This is a genomic window from Caballeronia arvi, from assembly GCF_001544695.2.
In the GTDB taxonomy this organism is placed as follows: Bacteria; Pseudomonadota; Gammaproteobacteria; order Burkholderiales; family Burkholderiaceae; genus Caballeronia; species Caballeronia arvi.
Window position 1 is genome coordinate 597,938 of sequence record NZ_FCOM02000001.1, and the last position, 16,687, is coordinate 614,624.

17 protein-coding genes are annotated in these 16,687 nt (G+C 63.3%); 9 read left to right on the plus strand and 8 right to left on the minus strand.

What is annotated here, in order from left to right:
- Positions 1-41 precede the first annotated feature (41 nt).
- Positions 42-2,780: a DNA polymerase I gene (polA, locus tag AWB74_RS02650; RefSeq protein ID WP_061145161.1), complete on the minus strand. Its 2,739-nt coding sequence runs from the start codon at positions 2,778-2,780 to the stop codon at positions 42-44.
- Between the two features lies 1 nt (position 2,781).
- On the opposite strand from polA, the gene AWB74_RS02655 reads away from it, so the two are divergent.
- Positions 2,782-3,531: an LOG family protein gene (locus tag AWB74_RS02655; protein WP_061145162.1), complete on the plus strand. Its 750-nt coding sequence runs from the start codon at positions 2,782-2,784 to the stop codon at positions 3,529-3,531.
- A gap of 55 nt (positions 3,532-3,586) precedes the next feature.
- On the opposite strand, the gene AWB74_RS02660 is transcribed toward AWB74_RS02655, so the two are convergent.
- Positions 3,587-5,113, minus strand: a complete 1,527-nt coding sequence (locus AWB74_RS02660) for an AMP nucleosidase (protein WP_061127111.1) — start codon at positions 5,111-5,113, stop codon at positions 3,587-3,589.
- A gap of 231 nt (positions 5,114-5,344) precedes the next feature.
- On the opposite strand from AWB74_RS02660, the gene AWB74_RS02665 reads away from it, so the two are divergent.
- The 4 genes from AWB74_RS02665 (at position 5,345) to AWB74_RS02680 (ending at position 8,245) form a co-directional block, all read left to right on the plus strand.
- Positions 5,345-5,755: a hypothetical protein gene (locus tag AWB74_RS02665; protein WP_061145163.1), complete on the plus strand. Its 411-nt coding sequence runs from the start codon at positions 5,345-5,347 to the stop codon at positions 5,753-5,755.
- A 116-nt stretch (positions 5,756-5,871) separates the two neighbouring features.
- Positions 5,872-6,840, plus strand: a complete 969-nt coding sequence (locus AWB74_RS02670; RefSeq protein ID WP_061145164.1) for a homoserine kinase — start codon at positions 5,872-5,874, stop codon at positions 6,838-6,840.
- Positions 6,841-6,847: 7 nt separating this feature from the next.
- Positions 6,848-7,669, plus strand: a complete 822-nt coding sequence (locus tag AWB74_RS02675; RefSeq protein WP_061145165.1) for a BPSS1780 family membrane protein — start codon at positions 6,848-6,850, stop codon at positions 7,667-7,669.
- 114 nt (positions 7,670-7,783) lie between these two features.
- Complete coding sequence (locus AWB74_RS02680) at positions 7,784-8,245, plus strand: MarR family winged helix-turn-helix transcriptional regulator (RefSeq protein WP_061145166.1); 462 nt, start codon at positions 7,784-7,786, stop codon at positions 8,243-8,245.
- A 118-nt stretch (positions 8,246-8,363) separates the two neighbouring features.
- Here the strand turns inward: AWB74_RS02680 and AWB74_RS02685 are convergent, their stop codons facing one another.
- Positions 8,364-8,537 carry a DUF3563 family protein gene (locus AWB74_RS02685; protein WP_087038754.1) on the minus strand — a complete coding sequence of 58 codons (174 nt, stop codon included), beginning with the start codon at positions 8,535-8,537 and terminating at the stop codon, positions 8,364-8,366.
- Between the two features lie 139 nt (positions 8,538-8,676).
- The gene (locus AWB74_RS02690; RefSeq protein ID WP_061145167.1) at positions 8,677-9,843 is read right to left on the minus strand and encodes an extracellular catalytic domain type 1 short-chain-length polyhydroxyalkanoate depolymerase; all 1,167 of its coding nucleotides are present in this window, start codon (positions 9,841-9,843) and stop codon (positions 8,677-8,679) included.
- A gap of 333 nt (positions 9,844-10,176) precedes the next feature.
- Between AWB74_RS02690 and AWB74_RS02695 the strand changes: the two genes are divergently transcribed.
- Positions 10,177-10,863 (plus strand): phosphatase PAP2 family protein, encoded by a 687-nt coding sequence (locus AWB74_RS02695; protein WP_061145168.1) that lies wholly within the window; start codon positions 10,177-10,179, stop codon positions 10,861-10,863.
- 34 nt (positions 10,864-10,897) lie between these two features.
- On the opposite strand, the gene AWB74_RS02700 is transcribed toward AWB74_RS02695, so the two are convergent.
- Positions 10,898-11,722, minus strand: coding sequence for a TOBE domain-containing protein (locus tag AWB74_RS02700; protein WP_061145169.1), 825 nt, complete (start codon positions 11,720-11,722; stop codon positions 10,898-10,900).
- A gap of 39 nt (positions 11,723-11,761) precedes the next feature.
- Positions 11,762-13,237, minus strand: a complete 1,476-nt coding sequence (locus AWB74_RS02705) for a CHAD domain-containing protein (protein WP_061145170.1) — start codon at positions 13,235-13,237, stop codon at positions 11,762-11,764.
- Between the two features lie 177 nt (positions 13,238-13,414).
- Here AWB74_RS02705 and AWB74_RS02710 point away from each other — a divergent pair, with 177 nt between their 5' ends.
- A complete protein-coding gene (locus AWB74_RS02710; RefSeq protein ID WP_061145302.1) occupies positions 13,415-14,998 on the plus strand; it encodes an inorganic phosphate transporter in 1,584 nt (527 codons plus the stop codon).
- Positions 14,999-15,316: 318 nt separating this feature from the next.
- Positions 15,317-15,475: a DUF3309 family protein gene (locus AWB74_RS02715; RefSeq protein ID WP_041731911.1), complete on the plus strand. Its 159-nt coding sequence runs from the start codon at positions 15,317-15,319 to the stop codon at positions 15,473-15,475.
- A gap of 85 nt (positions 15,476-15,560) precedes the next feature.
- On the opposite strand, the gene AWB74_RS02720 is transcribed toward AWB74_RS02715, so the two are convergent.
- The gene (locus AWB74_RS02720) at positions 15,561-15,869 is read right to left on the minus strand and encodes a hypothetical protein (protein ID WP_061145171.1); all 309 of its coding nucleotides are present in this window, start codon (positions 15,867-15,869) and stop codon (positions 15,561-15,563) included.
- Positions 15,870-15,886: 17 nt separating this feature from the next.
- Positions 15,887-16,123 carry a hypothetical protein gene (locus tag AWB74_RS02725; protein WP_061145172.1) on the minus strand — a complete coding sequence of 79 codons (237 nt, stop codon included), beginning with the start codon at positions 16,121-16,123 and terminating at the stop codon, positions 15,887-15,889.
- 276 nt (positions 16,124-16,399) lie between these two features.
- On the opposite strand from AWB74_RS02725, the gene AWB74_RS02730 reads away from it, so the two are divergent.
- Complete coding sequence (locus AWB74_RS02730; protein ID WP_087038756.1) at positions 16,400-16,672, plus strand: DUF2866 domain-containing protein; 273 nt, start codon at positions 16,400-16,402, stop codon at positions 16,670-16,672.
- Positions 16,673-16,687: the final 15 nt, after the last annotated feature.

Genomic DNA, 16,687 nt, shown 5'->3' on the forward strand with positions numbered 1-16,687 from the left:
ATGCGCCGCATATGCCTTGCGCAAAAAATTTCAGTGCGCTCTCAGTGTGCTTCTTCCCAGTTATTGCCGACGCCCACTTCCGCGATGAGCGGCACCTTCAGCTTCGCGACGCCGCACATCAGTTCAGGTAAGCGCTTCCTGACCTCGGGAAGCGCCTCTTCAGGGACTTCGAGCACGAGTTCGTCGTGCACCTGCATGATCATCTTCGCACCGATACCCGATGCTTCGAGCCAGTCCTGCACGGCGATCATCGAGAGCTTGATGAGATCGGCCGCGGTGCCCTGCATCGGCGCGTTGATCGCGGCGCGCTCGGCGGCCTGACGACGCGGCCCGCTGCCGCCGTTGATCTCGGGCAGCCACAGACGCCGGCCGAACACGGTCTCGACGAAGCCATTCATCTTCGCGCTGACACGCGTGTTCTCCATGTACGCGGCCACGCCCGGATAACGCGCGAAGTATCGGTCGATATAAAGCTTCGCAGCGTCGCGCGTAATGCCGAGATTCGACGCGAGCCCGAACGAACTCATGCCGTAAATCAGACCGAAGTTGATGACCTTCGCGATGCGCCGCTGATCGTTGTCGACTTCGAGCGGCGTGACGCTGAACACTTCCGACGCCGTCGCACGATGCACGTCTTCGCCTTGCGTGAACGCGCGCATCAGCGATTCGTCGCCGGAAATATGCGCCATGATGCGCAGTTCGATCTGCGAATAATCCGCCGATACGATCTTGCTGCCCGGCGACGCGATGAACGCTTCGCGAATGCGCCGCCCTTCGCCCGTGCGCACGGGAATGTTTTGCAGGTTCGGCTCGTTCGACGACAGGCGTCCCGTGACCGCGACCGCTTGCGCATAGTTCGTATGCACGCGCCCCGTCGACGTATTCACCATGCGCGGCAGCTTGTCCGTGTAGGTGGACTTCAGCTTCGACAGCCCGCGATGCTCGAGCAGCACCTTCGGCAGCGGAAAATCTTCGGCGAGCTTTTGCAGCACTTCTTCGTCGGTGGAAGGCGCGCCGCTCGGCGTCTTTTTCACGACCGGCAATTGCAGCTTCTCGAAGAAGATCTGGCCGATCTGCTTCGGCGATCCGAGATTGAATTCGCCGCCCGCGAGCTCATACGCTTGCGCCTGCAAGTCGATGAGACGCTTCGCGATCTCGTTGCTTTGCGTATCGAGTCTCTGGCGATCGATCAGGACTCCGTTGCGTTCCATCTTGCGCAGCACGCGCGACGTGGGCATCTCGATGTCGCGATATACGCGCAGCAAGCCTTCCTCTTGCGCCACTTGCGGATAGAGCGCCTGATGCAGACGCAGCGTGATATCGGCATCCTCGGCCGCGTAGGCCGCGGCTTTGTCGAGCGGCACTTCATCGAAACCGATCTGCGACGCACCCTTGCCCGCGACGTCTTCGTACTTGATCGTCTTCACGCCGAGATGACGCAACGCGAGGTTGTCCATGTCGTGCGGGCGATGCGATTCCAGCACGTACGATTGCAGCAGCGTGTCGTGCTCGACGCCGCGCATTTCGATGCCATAGTTCGCGAGCACCTGTTCGTCGTACTTCAGATGCTGGCCGACCTTCTTTTTCGATGCATCTTCGAGCCACGGCTTGAGCTTCGCGAGCACTTCATCGCGCGGCAATTGCTCGGGCGCGTCCGGCCCGCGATGCGCGACCGGAATATAAGCCGCGTGCCCCGGCTCCGTTGCGATCGACATGCCGACGATCTGCGCGGTCATCGGATCGAGCGACGTGGTCTCGCTGTCGAACGACGTGATCTCCGCTTCGTTTATCCGCTTGAGCCACGCATCGAACTGCTCCCACGTCTGCACCGTCTCGTAGTGATGCTCGATTTCGGTGACTTCGGCGGGCGGCGTGTCGGTCGGACCTTCGACGGCATCCGCAATTTCGATTTCGCGCAGCCATGTCTTGAAGCCGTGACGCAGGAACACATCGCGCAACTCCTCGCGCGATTCGGGACGCGTCGCGAGCGTGCTGTCGATCGACTCGATCTGCGTGGCGAGATCGCATTCCGTGTGTACCGTGACGAGCTTTTTCGCCATCGGCAGGAAGTCCAGAGCCTTGCGCAGATTGTCTCCTACCGCACCTTTGATCTCGCTTGCGTGTTCTACGATGCCATCAAGGGTGTCGTATTGCGTGAGCCATTTGAGCGCGGTCTTCGGTCCGCACTTCTCGACGCCCGGCACGTTGTCGACGGTATCGCCGATGAGCGACAGATAGTCGACGATGCGCTCCGGCGGCACGCCGAACTTCGTGAGCACGCCGGCGCGGTCGAGGGTTTCGTTGGTCATCGTATTGATGAGGGTGACATGATCCGTCACGAGCTGAGCCAGATCCTTGTCGCCCGTCGACACGATCACCTTCATGCCGCGCTTCTCGGCAGCGACCGCGAGCGTGCCGATGACGTCGTCCGCTTCGACGCCCTCGATCATCACGAGCGGCCAGCCGAGCGCGCGAACGGCGACGTGAATGGGTTCGATCTGTTTGGAAAGGTCTTCCGGCATCGAGGGCCGGTTGGCTTTGTATTCGGCGTACCAGTCGTCGCGGAACGTCTTGCCTTTGGCATCAAATACGCACGCGCTATACTCTGCATTGATTTCGCGCCGCAGGCGCCGCAGCATGTTGATCATTCCATACAGAGCGCCGGTGGGCCCGCCGTCGGGGCCTCGCAGGTCAGGCATCGCGTGATAGGCCCGGTACAAGTAACTAGAACCGTCGACCAATAGCAGGGTCTTACCTTCAAGACTTAGTTCTTCAGGCATTATGAACAAGAGAAAAGTGATTCCGAGTCTGCGTTCGCTCGCAGATCAAGAGCGCGCGACGGCCAAGAAGGCTCGCGCATCGTGGCAGATGTTCACGATTATGGCAGAGTTTATCGAGGCGACCGAGTACCTCTCGGAGATCCGCCCTGCCATCAGCATCTATGGTTCGGCGCGTCTGAAACCGGAGTCGCCGTATTACCAGCGCACGATCGAAATCGCGCAGAAATTCTCCGATGCGGGCTTCGCCGTCATTTCAGGCGGCGGCCCGGGCATCATGGAAGCGGCAAACAAGGGCGCGCATGCGGGCAAGTCGCCTTCGGTCGGCCTCAATATCGAATTGCCGCACGAGCAATCCGGCAATCAGTGGCAGGATATCTCGCTGCGCTTCCGTCACTTCTTCACGCGCAAGGTCACGTTCGTGAAGAACTCGGACGCAGTCGTCGTGATGCCAGGCGGCTTCGGCACGCTGGATGAACTCGCCGAAGTGCTGACGCTCATTCAGACGAAGAAGTCGCGTCACGTGCCGATCGTTCTCGTGGGCGCCGAGTTCTGGGCCGGGCTGCTTGACTGGTTCCAGAATACGCTGCTGACCAACGGCGTGATCAGCCCGAAGGATCTGAATCTGATGCAAGTGATCGACGATCCGGATCAGGTGCTCGAGGCCGTGCTGCGCTTCTATGAGGATCGTGAGGAAGCAGTCGAGCAGCCGGCGGAAAGCAAGTCGGATGAGGATCGGATGTTCTATCTGTGATCGGTTAAGAGCGGGCGGCCTTTGGAGCCGCCCGCTTCGTTTCAGCATCGACCAATCACTGAAACGCCACCTCCGCAAAGCTCCTCAGCTTCCGGCTATGCAGCTTCGACAAGCCGTTCATCCGTAGCAGTTCCATCGCTTTCACGCCGATCTGCAAATGCTGATCCACTTGCGCGCGATAAAACTGATCGGCCATTCCGGGCAGCTTCAGTTCGCCATGCAGCGGTTTATCGGAGACGCATAGCAGCGTTCCATACGGCACGCGAAAACGGAACCCGTTCGCGGCGATCGTCGCGCTCTCCATATCCAGCGCCACCGCACGGCTCTGCGACAGACGCCGCACCGGCTCACGATGATCGCGCAGTTCCCAGTTGCGGTTATCGACGCTCGCCACGGTGCCCGTGCGCATCACGCGCTTCAGTTCGACGCCTTCGAGCCTCGTAACCTGCGCGACCGCGCGCTCCAGCGCGACCTGCACTTCCGCGAGCGCAGGCACCGGCACCCATAACGGCAGATCGTCGTCGAGCACGTGATCCTCGCGCACATAGCCGTGAGCCAGCACGTAATCGCCCAGACGCTGCGTGTTGCGCAAGCCCGCGCAGTGCCCGAGCATGATCCACGCATGCGGACGCAGCACCGCGATGTGATCCGTGATCGTCTTCGCGTTCGACGGCCCCACGCCGATATTCACCATCGTGATGCCGCTGCCGTCCGCACGCTTCAGGTGATACGCGGGCATCTGCGGCAGACGCGCGGGCGGCGTGCCCTCTTCCGGCTGCTCGCCGAGGTTGGCGTTGTATGTGACGACATCGCCCGGTTCGACGAACGACGAATACTCGCAGCGATACGCGCGCGTTTCCTCATCGTCGGCACGCGACATCATCTTGCGGCCGAGCTTCACGAACTCGTCGATGTAGAACTGATAGTTCGTGTACAGCACGTAGTTCTGAAAATGCGTCGGCGATGTCGCCGTGTAGTGCCTCAGCCGATGCAGCGAAAAATCCACGCGCGCCGCCGTGAAGAGCGCGAGCGGATGCGGCTCGCCCGGCCCCGGCTCATACGTGCCATTGACGATGCGATCGTCGAGCAGCGCGAGATCGGGCGTATCGAAGATATTGCGCATCGCGAGCAGACGATCGCGATCGAGATCGCCTTCGAGATGAATGCCTTCGGCGAATGCGAAGTGAATCGGAATGGGATGCGCGGAGACACCCACTTCAAGGCCCACGTGATGATTCTTCGTGAGCAGCCGCAATTGCTCGCGATAGTAATCGCCGAAAAGATCGGGGCGCGTGAGCGTCGTTTCGTAAATGCCGGGGCCCGCGACGAAACCATACGAACGCCGCGAGTCGATCTGCGTATTCCATTCGGTGCGCACGCGCACGAACGGATAGCACGCGCGCACGCGATGCGTGAACTGCTCGTTGCGGCGATAACGCGCGAAGGCATCGCGCAGAAACGCGGTATTCGCTTCATAGATCGCCGAAAGACGCGTGACGGCGGCGGCCGGGTCTTCGAAGGATTCAGTCGGGAAATCGTTGGCAGGTGTGCCTTGTGTGCTTTGGGTCCGGTCGTTTGTCATGATCTTGTGTCTTTCGTCGATGCCCTCGTAACGAATCGACATTAACACGGAAGAATGCGCGAACCATGAAGTCCCTCTTCGCGTGAGTGCGTGGGATCACACCTCGCAACACCTTTTTGTTTTTCGAACTCAAACTTCGCGAAAGCAGCGCAAAATAAGGCGTTGGCCTTGCGCACGCCGCTCAGTCAGCAACCGTTTTGTTAGAATCCGGCCATCGCCTGGAGAAACATCATGAAGCCGCACCTTTGCGCCGCCGCCGCGGCAGTCCTCGCCGTCGCAAGCTTCGGCGCATTCGCGCAGCCGGCGCAGCAAGCCGCTCAACCGGCGCCGCAACCGGCGGCCCAGAAAATGTCGCCGGAAGAGGCCGCGGGCCTTCCCGACCTGAAAGCCATCAACCGCCCGCCCGCGAATGTCAGTTCGAAAGTGGAAATCTCGCCGCCGCGCACGCCGAGCTATCACGAACTGAGCACCAATGGCACCGAAATCACCGAGTTTCGCGACAAGGGCAAGCCAGTGGAAATCGACGTGCGTTCGAATTTCGGCACGCGCTATCAGATGAGCGCCCCTGCCGATACCTCGCCGCAAGTGCGCGACAACGGCAAGGCAAGCACGCGCCTGCCGTCCATCAACCTGCACTACTGATCCCGTATCGCTACGGACCCGCTCTTGCCGAGCGGGTCGCGGCGCCGTGGCTTCTTTGCCCGGCGCTACCGTTCACAGGCCGCTCCTGGCCGTCCAACCTCAACGACGTTTCCCGCATGGCCGTTTTCACTCCCGTCACCAACGCCGAGCTCGGCGACTGGCTGCAAGACTACGATCTCGGCGATGTCGTCGAATTTCGCGGCATCCAGTCGGGCATCGAGAACAGCAACTTCTTTCTCACGACGACGCACGGCGAGTACGTGCTCACGATCTTCGAAAATCTGAGCGCCACGCAACTCCCGTTCTATCTCGATCTGATGCGCCATCTGGCCTCGCATCGCGTGCCGGTGCCCGATCCGATGCCCCGCCGCGACGGCTCGCTCTTCGGCCTGCTGCACGGCAAGCCCGCGTCCATCGTGACGAAGCTCGAAGGCGCGCCCGAGCTCGCGCCGACGCCCGCGCACTGCATCGAAGTCGGGCAGATGCTCGCGCGTCTGCATCTCGCGGGCCGCGATTTCACGCAGCATCAGCCGAATCTGCGCAGCCTCGCGTGGTGGCAGGAGAAGGCGCCGTCGATCGTCGAATTTCTGAGCCACGAGCAACGCATGCTGTTCGAAGGGGAACTCGCGCATCAGGCTGAGTTTTTCGGCTCGGCGGATTACGCGTCGCTGCCCGATGGCCCGTGTCACTGCGATCTGTTCCGCGACAACGTGTTGTTTGCGCACGGCCGCGAGCATGCGCGTCTGGGCGGCTTCTTCGACTTCTACTTCGCAGGCGTCGACAAATGGCTGTTCGATGTCGCCGTGACGGTGAACGACTGGTGCATCGATCTCGCGACGGGCGTGCTCGATCCCGCGCGCGTGGATGCGATGCTGCGCGCGTATCAGACGGTGCGCCCGTTCACGCCCGCCGAAGAGCGTCACTGGAACGACATGCTGCGCGCCGGCGCGATGCGCTTCTGGGTGTCACGCCTCTTCGACTTTCATCGTCCGCGCGAAGCACAGATGCTCAAAGCGCACGATCCCGGCCATTTCGAACGCATTCTGCGCGAACGCGTCAAATCCGCTTCTCCCGCCAACCGATAACAGCAACATGCGACTGATCGAAGTCCCCGCCAAAACCGGCTACGTGTGGTTCCGTCAGGGCATCTGGCTGTTCCGCCGCAACCCGTTTGCGTTCCTCACGGTGTTCTTCGCCTATCTGTTCGTGATGACGCTGATCTCGCGCGTGCCGCTCGTCGGCCCGGTTCTGCCGCTCCTGTTCATTCCGGGCGTCGCGGTCGGCTTTATGGCGGCGTGCCGCAACACGATTGCGGGCAAGCCCGTCTGGCCGACCATTCTCGTCGATGGCTTCCGCTCGTACGGCAGCGTCGTCGCGCGCAGGCTGCTCGCGCTGGGCGCGCTGTACGTCATCGCGATGGCGGTGATCTTCGCGGCGTCGGCGCTCATGGACGGCGGCACGCTGCTCAGCATCATGATGGGCAGTGGCCCGACCGGCGATCCGGAAACCGTCGCGGCGAGCTTCAGCCCGCTCGCGGTGCTCGTCGCGATGGCGTGCTATATCCCGGTCGCGATGCTCTTCTGGTTCGCGCCGATTCTCGTCGCGTGGCACGAGGTGCCGCCCGCGAAGGCGCTGTTCTTCAGCCTCGTGTCGTGCTGGCGCAATCGCGGCGCGTTCATCTATTACGGCGTGCTGTGGATCGTCATTGCGCTCGCTGTGTCGTTCGGCCTGACCGCGCTGATGCAGGCGCTCGGCGCAGGCCAGGAAATGGCGCTGGCGGTGCTGATGCCGGCGTCCATCATCGTGACGACCGCGTTGTATTGTTCGTTCTACGCAACCTATCGCGGCTGCTTCGGCGTGCAGTCGCCCGACTCGCCGGACATTCCCGACGCCACCGGCACGCCCAACGCCTGACCGCATGCCGCGTCCTGCTCACCAGCACGGAAGGGCGGGGCGATCGTTCGTGCGCGGAGCGTTGCTCGTACACTAACGGCATCGGCCGCCTCGGCCTTCCCGCCGCGCTTCGCCATGACTTCGCCCGACGCCTTGCCCGTGTTCCCGCTCGAACTCGATCAGCAACTGTGCTTTGCGCTCTACTCGACATCGCTCGCGATGACGAAGGCCTACAAGCCGCTGCTGGAAAAACTCGGGCTGACGTATCCGCAATATCTGGCGATGCTCGTGCTCTGGGAAGCCGACGATCTGACCGTCAAGGAAATCGCCGCGCGCCTTTCGCTCGACTCGGCGACGATGACGCCGCTCCTGAAGCGTCTGGAAGCACAGGGCTATGTCGAGCGCGTTCGCGGCGTCGAGGACGAGCGTCAGGTTTATATCCGGCTCACACACGCGGGCCGCGCGCTGAAGCAATCCGCGCGAGGCGTACCCGCCGAAATTTACTGCGCGTCCGGCTCCGATATCGACGCGATGCTGCGCTTGCGCGGCGATCTCGCTCGCTTACGCACTTCGCTGAACGCATACAGCGATAGCTGACGTCGACATGTGCGACGCTCCTTCAAGGCGCAAGCCGAAAACAAAATGCCAGCCCCAAAAGGCTGGCATTTGAGCACCTGCATCTCCGACCGAGCCGGAGCGTCGTCCGCGCTATAGCTTAGTGCGACATCCACGACGGATGACGAACCGTTGCCCGCTTGTCCAGTTTCTTCATACGATATTCGAGATCGTAGATATCCGTGGCTTCGGCGAGATAGGCGTCGTCGCGTTCGCGATCACGCTGGTCGGCGGATTTGGTAAGGAACAGAAAAATGCGGCTGAGCAGGAACATGGTGGGCCTCGCTTGAATACTGGGGTTACTACCTATGAAGATGATTATAGGGTAATCCCTTATGCAACGCCAGTCCAAAATCCCTAAAACGCTGATGCAAAAGACTTAATTGCAACACTCGAAACACGACGGAACGTGCTCACGCCACGTACGCGTCGCGCGCCGCCGCGCTCGGGCGCCGCTGGAACTTGAAAAACTCCCACATCACCGCCGACGAATCCGGTCCCTTCGACGAGTGAAACGCGACGGTATCGTCGCCTCCGGCCCATGAATGGCCGAGGCCGCGCACGATCGACGTCTTCACGACGCGCCGTCCGCTCTTGACGTAGTCCGTCACGACGCCGTCCGGATGCGCCTCCTCGCGCGCCTCGCCCGCGCGGCGATTGCCCGCCGCGTCGATGAAGCCATTGAGCCGCAGGAACTGCCTGGTCAGCTGCTCGGCATTGACGGCCGAGACGACCGAATCCAGTTCCCCATGCACGATGATGGCCGGCATGCCCGGATAGTCGCGGACATCGACCGCGGCGTCGATCAACGCGACGGGATCGCTACGGCTGCCGCGACGCATCACGTCCATCGCGCCGATGGCCGAGCGCGCCTCGCCGAAGACCACGCCCGAATGCACGCCGACAGCGGCGAACACGTGGGGATAGCGCACGGCGAGCAGCGCCGCGAGTCCCGCCCCCGCGGACATGCCCGCGAGATACACCCGTTCGCCGTCGAGGTCGTGCTGCTCGACCATTGCGTTCACCAGCGACACGACCGACGCGGCCTCGCCGCCGCCTCCGCCGCCCGAATCGTCGTACCAGCGCCAGCAACGATGCGCATGGTCATGCTTCGACTGCTCCGGATACAGCACGGCGAATCCGTATCGGTCCGCCAGCAGGTTGATGCGCGTGCCTTGCGCGAATTCGTCGGCGTTCTGCTTGCATCCGTGCAGCATCACCACGAGCGGCATCGGCTCGAAGTCCGTCTTCGGCGGCAAATAAAGCGCGTAGGACATGTGATTGACGAAGCGGCCAGACGTTGGCGGCGCCGAGTGGAACGACCGCGCCCATTTCCCGCGCGCCCAGGCGGACGCACGCGGACGCACGCGCGACTCGCGCATCGCCGGACGCGCGCTCGCGCCGGCGCGGGGCGCACCCGCCGCCTTCGCGGCGGCGTTCGACTTCAGTTTCGGCTTGGCGGTCTTTGGGCGCGCGGGCTTGGCGGCTGCTCGGGGCTTGGGTGCACGAATCGCTTCCACTTGGCCGGCGACAAGGCGTCTCAAGCCGCGCAACCAGAGCTTGGTAAGGCTTTTCGACATCGGCTGGGTCCTCTACAAATATGCAATCAAATGGCGCGACTAAAAACCGCGCCGGATGGTGCATTGCACAATAACACCAAAACCGCCGGACGACGTATCTGCCAACCTCACAAATCGAGATGAGATGCGATCGTTTCGACGAAGAAATCAAATTTAAATGAAAGTTACGCGATGTAACGATCAAAATTGTTTAGGCAATGTCGCATAATTCAGTATGTTCCCACGCGTTATACTGCGAAGAATTCGCGGCGACATGTCTTGAGTGCTTCAGACAACCCCTCTTTTGCCCCGGTGACTGCCGCGCCGCAGCAACCCTTATTCCCAAGAACAACCATGAATGTGGATTTGCCCGTATCCGCCTGGATTTCCGTTACCGCCCTCGGCAGCGTCGGCGTCATGGGACCCGTGGCGCTCATCGTCGCTGCATGGCTTGCGGTAGGCTACCGCTGGAAGTACGCCGGCGCGTGGCTCGCGCTGCTCGGCGCGGCAAGCGGCCTCGTCGCGTTGAGCAAGATCGCGTTCATCGGCTGGGGAATCGGCGTGCGTCATCTGGATTTCACCGGCATCAGCGGACATGCGCTGATGTCCACGGCGGTGCTTCCGGTTGCGATCTTCGTCGCGCTCCTGCCCGCGCGCGGCGCGATACGCGCCGGTGGCGTCGCGATCGGCCTGTTGCTGGGCGTGTGGGTGGGCGCGTCGCGCGTCGTGCTCGATGCGCACTCGGTGTCGGAAGTGATCGCGGGCTGCGCGCTCGGCGCGGTGGTGGCGCTCGCGTTCGTGTGCATCGCGTGGCGTGCCGAGTCGGGCAAGCTCTCGCCGGCGCCCGTCGCCGCGAGTCTCGCCGCGGTCGTCGTGGCCTTGCATGGCGTGCCAGTGCCGACGCAGCACTGGATCACTGAAATCGCGCTCGGGCTGTCGGGCCACGAACGCCCGTACGTGCGGGCGAGCTGGAAGGCGAAGAGCTATCGCGCGCCGGATCGCCGCACCGAACTTCTACCGGCCCTGCGAGCGGCCGCCTGACTCGGCAGCCGCTCGCGTTGCATGCGTCAGTAGATTAGTCGTTCACGCCGATGATCACGCTCGATGCCTTGATCACCGCCACGGCCTTCTGACCCTGCGCGAGGCCGAGCGTGTCGGCGCTCTGATTAGTGATGATCGCAGTAACGGTCGTGCCGCCGTCGAGCGTCAGCGTCACTTCGGCATTCACCGCGCCCTTCGTCACGCTGGCGACCGTGCCGCGCAACTGATTGCGCGCCGAAAGCTTCGCGTTCGTGTCTTCCATCAGCATGACCCACGATGCCTTGATGAGCGCGAAGGCATCGCTGCCTTCCTTCAGGCCGAGCGCCTGCGTGCTTTCGTGCGTGACGACCGCGACGATCGCCTGACCGCCCGGCAAGCCGAGTTCGATTTCATCGTTGACCGCACCGCGCGTGATTTTCGTCACCTTGCCGGCGAGCTGATTGCGTGCGCTTGTTTTCATTCCTAGTCTCCCGATCAATTGCCAGTCATGGGCGAAGCCTTCGATGGCCGCGCCCGCCCGTTCCAAAAACTTCCGATGCTCGCGTTCCACCGCGCAATACGTGTCGATGAGACGCAGCGCGGCGGGCGTGAGCGTCGTGCCGCCACCGCCGCGGCCGCCCGTCGCGCTCATGACGAGCGTCTGGCCGGCGAGGTTGTTCATCGTATCGACCGCGTCCCACGCGGCCTTGTAACTCATGCCGACGGCCTTCGCCGCCGCGGTAATCGAGCCCGAATCGCGAATCGCGGCCAGAAGCGCGATGCGTGCCGCGCCGCCGAGGGTCTCCGTGCCGCTCTTCAGCCACACGGAGCCGCCGAGTTCCAGCGTATCGCGCACCTTTCGCGGTGCTTTTTTGGTCATGTATTACCTTGTGGGGACTTGCTGAAACAATGTGTCACATTATATCGATGACTCGATGCGCGGACGGTGCATCGCCCGAAGCAGCCGTTCGCCTTCCTGAGCGTCCCGTGGCGCCGAAGCCGCGCCCCATGCCCGCGCGAAGCCGCGCTGATAATCGCTGGCCTCGGGCATGGACGCGAGCCTGTCGGCGGCGACGGCCGCATCGTTTGCTTCGCCGAGCACGCCTTGCAGTTCGCCGAGCAGTCTCGCCGTCTCCTCGCGCGTGCGCCGCGACGTCACCGAACGGAAGAATTCGAGCGCATACCGCAGCCTTTTCGCGTGGATGCGCACGCGATGCCGCTCGTGCGGGTCAAGCGTGGCGAGATCGGGCACGCGCGCGATGCGCTGGTAATCCTTGCGGATGCGCTTCTCGGCATAAGTCACGAAGCGCGTCGGCGACGCGTCTTCCAGCGACGCGAAACGCGCGAGCCATTCGACGAACGCGAGCGTGAGTCGAGCGTAGCGCTTCGACGCGAGCGCGTCACGCACCCGTTCTCGCGCGTCGCTGCGTTTCGCGTCCGCGGCGGCGATGAGGTTCTGCCAGCGCCCGGCGCTGTCGTCGGATGCGGCGTAGGCGGGCAGGGTCTTGTCGGTGAAGACATCCCAGTCGCGCGCATCGGCGAGGAGGTCGCCGAGCCACTTCAGATCGGGCGCGATGCGCGTGTTCCAGTCATCGTCGACGTAGCCGCGAAAGAGCTTCAGCAGTGTCTTCAGCCGCCGCTGCGCGACGCGCAACTGATGCACGTGCTCGTCGCCCAGCGCCGCGCCGGAAGCAGCCGCGTTGCCGAACCACTGCCCGGCCACCGATGCCGCGATCGCGACAAACGCCTCGCGGCGCGTCGCTGTGCGCGGCAAATCGAGTCTCGCGGCACGCACGGCCTCCGTCTGCGCTTCATGCGCTTCGGCCGGCGCGATGAAGAACGGGGCAGCGTCCACCACTTCGCGGGCGAGACTGAACACGGCGTCGAGCGCGCCGTTCACCGATGGCGCCGCGAGCCGCAGCGTCGGCAACGCCTCCGCCGATGTTTCGAGCGTCACGAGTATGTCCGCGCCGCCCGCGTCGATGCGCCATTCGATGCGTTCGATCTCGCGCTCGGGCTCGGGCTCGGGATTCGGCCCGATATTCCGATGCGCCTTCGCAAGCGGTACGCACAACGCGTCGTCGGCCTGCGAGAACTCGATCAGCGACGCCGCCACATCGTCACCCGCAGGCCGCGCGAAGGTCCGATAGCGCGTGAAAGCGGGCATCGACGGGCTTTCCTCCTGCACGGCGCACAGCGTGCGCGCGCCTTCGAGCGTCTCGACCGACAGCCGCGATCCGGGCGTCTTCAGCGCGATGTCCCGCGTGCCGAAGCGCGTGCTGACGGGCGTCACGTCCGCGAACACGGCGACGCGCTGCACGAGCCCTGCGAGCGCGCCGATCGATCCGTCATCCGAACGATGCGACTGCAGCGCCACTTCGATCCACACCGTCATGAAGTCTCCTCGCGCGGTCTCGCGCCGCCCGTCAATTCATACGAAAAGCTTCTCTCAGCCGATTCATGAAATCGACACACGCGGCGGGAAACATGGCCATTTGTGTTTGCGAAACGCTTCTCGTCTGCTTTTTCAACTTCCAATACGCCCGCGCTGGAACAGCCCCAAGGACGCGACATGAACCAAGTTGTCTTTCCCCAATCGCAAGGCCGCTCGCCCGGGCAGCGCTATGCGCTGCTGGTGTTTCTGCTCGTCATCGCGGCAGGCGCCATCTACTGCGTCATGCATTTGCTCGATGACCTCGCGCCGGTGCGCGAGTCGTCGGTGTTTCCGTACGTCCTGCTCGGCATCGCGCTCCTGATCGCGCTCGGCTTCGAATTCGTCAACGGATTCCATGACACGGCCAACGCCGTCGCAACGGTAATTTACACGCACTCTTTGACGCCAAATCTCGCGGTCGTCTGGTCGGGCGCATGGAATTTCATCGGCGTGCTGATCTCGAGCGGCGCGGTCGCGTTCGGCATCCTGCAACTGCTGCCCGTGGAACTGATCATCGGTGTCGGGAGTTCGCAGGGCTTCGCGATGGTCTTCGCGCTCCTGATCGCGGCGATCATCTGGAACCTGGGCACCTGGGCGCTCGGCCTGCCCTCTTCGAGCTCCCATACGCTGATCGGCTCGGTGATCGGCGTCGGCCTCATGAACCAGATGCTGCACGGGACCAACGGCACGTCGGGCGTCGACTGGAGCCAGGCGACGTCGGTCGGCAAGTCGCTGCTGTTCTCGCCGCTCGTCGGCTTTATCGCCGCGGCCTTTTTGCTGTACGTGCTGAAGCTCGTCGTGCGCGTGCCGGCGCTCTACAAGGAGCCCGAGAAGAACACGCCGCCGCCGTTCTGGATCCGCTGCCTGCTGATCCTCACGTGCACGGGCGTGTCGTTCGCGCACGGCTCCAACGACGGCCAAAAAGGCATGGGCCTCATCATGCTGATCCTGATCGGCACGGTGCCGACCGCCTACGCGCTCAACAAGGCCGTGACGCCGGGCGAGACGCAGACTTTCCTCGCGGTCAGCCACAGCGCCTCCGAGGCGCTCCAGCGCTACAGCAATGGCGCGCAGCCCGCGCCCGATGCGCGCGCGCAGGTCGAGAAGTACGTGCAGACGAAGACGCTCGCGCCGGACACGGTTGCGTCGCTGAAGAGCCTGGTCGATTCGATCGATACAGAAATTCGCCCGCACGACACGATTTCCGCCGTGCCGCAGGGCACCGTGAAGAACGTGCGCAACGAGATGTACATCGCGTCGGAAGCGCTGCGCATCATGGAGAAGCAGAAGGCGCCCGCGTTTTCCTCGGACGATGACGCCGTCATCAACAACTACAAGAAGCAGCTCGATCACGCGACCAAGTTCATCCCGACGTGGGTGAAAGTGGCCGTCGCGGTCGCACTGGGCCTGGGCACGATGGTCGGCTGGAAGCGCATCGTCGTGACGGTCGGCGAGCGCATCGGCAAGACGCATCTGACGTATGGACAAGGCGCATCGGCGGAGCTCGTCGCGATGCTGACCATCGGCGCCGCCGATGCCTACGGCCTGCCGGTCTCGACGACGCATGTGCTGTCATCGGGCGTTGCGGGGACGATGGCCGCGAATGGCTCCGGCCTGCAATGGCGCACGGTGCGCAGCCTGGCGCTCGCCTGGATTCTGACGCTGCCGGTGTCGATCGTGCTCGCGGGTCTGCTGTTCTGGGTGTTCCGCGGAATTTTCTGAGCCGCGTTCTGCCGTCGCGACACGGCGCGGAGAAATCCAATCCGCGCCGTGCAAGTTTTGCTCAAGCCGCCTCGTTTCGCCTCTCCTTTTCGACAATCGACCCCTCGCGCACTTACGTCGCGATGACGTCGCGCGCCTTGCCCCGCGGACTTTCTGGCTCAATGGCACAGCCATTGCTTCATTCATGCCGTCGATTGCACGACTGATCGTGCCGGCGGCCATGAACCGCCGTCCCCCGGCGTATGACTGCCGATGGCAGTTGGGAGGCCGCGCCGGGCGCCGATCGTTCACGCGATCATTTGAATAAGGAGAAGTCGAATGACGATCGGAACCATTCTGCTGATCATCCTGATCCTGCTCTTGATCGGCGCTATTCCTTCGTGGCCTCACAGCCGCAGCTGGGGCTATGGGCCGAGCGGGATCGTCGGCATCGTGCTGGTCGTGGTGATCGTGCTGCTGCTGATGGGTCGGTTGTGACACTGTGCGGCTGCGTTCGGCCGTAAAAGAAAAAGGGGCGCTCCCGTTGAGCGCCCCTTTTTCGTTGTTGCTGCTTCGCGCGGATTCAGACCCGCATCACCTGCCCGTTCGGCTCGATCTTACGCGGAATGACGGGCTCCGTCTGTTTGCGCGACGACGCCTTCGGACGCGCCGAGGCCGGCGGTTGTTCCATGGCGGCCTTGTCGGCGACCTGTTTCACCGCCGTCGCGCTCTTGCGCTTTTTCTTGGCCGCAGTCTGCGTGGACGCGTGCGGCTTGCTCTTGCCCTTGACGGCCTGTGCTTCGGGAGGATTCCAGACTTCCGAATAACGCTCGGCCGCAAAAAGCGACGACGAGCCGATCAGAAGAACGACGATCAGGAAAACGCGCTTCAAGAGATTCGCTCCAACGGTTAGTGGCCCGCTTTGCGCGAGAGGATGGCGTCGAGCGACTGCTCGGATGTTTCCAGTTCGCGCAACGCGGCGTCGAGGCGCTCGAGCGAACGCGCGACGGACTGCCCGTCCTGCTCCAGGCCGTGCTCGCCTCGCGTGGCGTCGAACGCGGCGTTGACCGCGCGCGTCGCGCGCATGAAACGTTCGAGTGCGGCAGCTTCGGGCGCGCGTGCGAGCGGTTCGTTGCGTGGGTTCATCGGCAAGCTCCTGTTGCAGACAAGCTGTACGAATATACAGTAAGCCGCCGCCGCGGCAAACAGACGTCGGGCGGCGTGGTGAAAATGCCGAAGCGCGTCTTGACCCGATGCGCGGGCTTCGTCTTACGCCATGTGCGGCGACATTTCGCCGCGCCTTTCGCGCCGCCCCCGACAGTTAAGTCGCGTTTAATTCTCCGGGGACACACTCGCCTTGCGATCCGGCTCCTTTGCCGCCGTCCGCACCGGACGGCCGAGCCCCAACGTGAGGAATGCGCCATGTCCGCCAACACCACCGCGCGTCGACGCCCTGCCAATCTCGCACCGACGCTGCGAAAGCAGTATGCGCTCACCCTGCGCGAGTGCCGTCTTTCCCTGCCGGTCGAGCCACCGTGGGGACCGCCCTATCGAATGGTCGAATGGGTAATGAAGAACGATGCGCGCGTGCAGCGCCGCGTCCTCCCCGCCGATTGCACCGCGTCCCAGATCGCCGACGCGTTGCGTTCCCACGTGCCGGGCCGCCGCTACGGTCCCTCCGACGACGACGATTGATCCGGCGCTGCGAGC

Coding starts and splice junctions, on each gene's coding strand:
- polA (WP_061145161.1), bottom strand. CDS start 2,780: ATGCCTGAAGAACTAAGTCTTGAAGGTAAGACCCTGCTATTGGTCGAC.
- AWB74_RS02655 (WP_061145162.1), top strand. CDS start 2,782: ATGAACAAGAGAAAAGTGATTCCGAGTCTGCGTTCGCTCGCAGATCAA.
- AWB74_RS02660 (WP_061127111.1), bottom strand. CDS start 5,113: ATGACAAACGACCGGACCCAAAGCACACAAGGCACACCTGCCAACGAT.
- AWB74_RS02665 (WP_061145163.1), top strand. CDS start 5,345: ATGAAGCCGCACCTTTGCGCCGCCGCCGCGGCAGTCCTCGCCGTCGCA.
- AWB74_RS02670 (WP_061145164.1), top strand. CDS start 5,872: ATGGCCGTTTTCACTCCCGTCACCAACGCCGAGCTCGGCGACTGGCTG.
- AWB74_RS02675 (WP_061145165.1), top strand. CDS start 6,848: ATGCGACTGATCGAAGTCCCCGCCAAAACCGGCTACGTGTGGTTCCGT.
- AWB74_RS02680 (WP_061145166.1), top strand. CDS start 7,784: ATGACTTCGCCCGACGCCTTGCCCGTGTTCCCGCTCGAACTCGATCAG.
- AWB74_RS02685 (WP_087038754.1), bottom strand. CDS start 8,537: ATGTTCCTGCTCAGCCGCATTTTTCTGTTCCTTACCAAATCCGCCGAC.
- AWB74_RS02690 (WP_061145167.1), bottom strand. CDS start 9,843: ATGTCGAAAAGCCTTACCAAGCTCTGGTTGCGCGGCTTGAGACGCCTT.
- AWB74_RS02695 (WP_061145168.1), top strand. CDS start 10,177: ATGAATGTGGATTTGCCCGTATCCGCCTGGATTTCCGTTACCGCCCTC.
- AWB74_RS02700 (WP_061145169.1), bottom strand. CDS start 11,722: ATGACCAAAAAAGCACCGCGAAAGGTGCGCGATACGCTGGAACTCGGC.
- AWB74_RS02705 (WP_061145170.1), bottom strand. CDS start 13,237: ATGACGGTGTGGATCGAAGTGGCGCTGCAGTCGCATCGTTCGGATGAC.
- AWB74_RS02710 (WP_061145302.1), top strand. CDS start 13,415: ATGAACCAAGTTGTCTTTCCCCAATCGCAAGGCCGCTCGCCCGGGCAG.
- AWB74_RS02715 (WP_041731911.1), top strand. CDS start 15,317: ATGACGATCGGAACCATTCTGCTGATCATCCTGATCCTGCTCTTGATC.
- AWB74_RS02725 (WP_061145172.1), bottom strand. CDS start 16,123: ATGAACCCACGCAACGAACCGCTCGCACGCGCGCCCGAAGCTGCCGCA.
- AWB74_RS02730 (WP_087038756.1), top strand. CDS start 16,400: ATGTCCGCCAACACCACCGCGCGTCGACGCCCTGCCAATCTCGCACCG.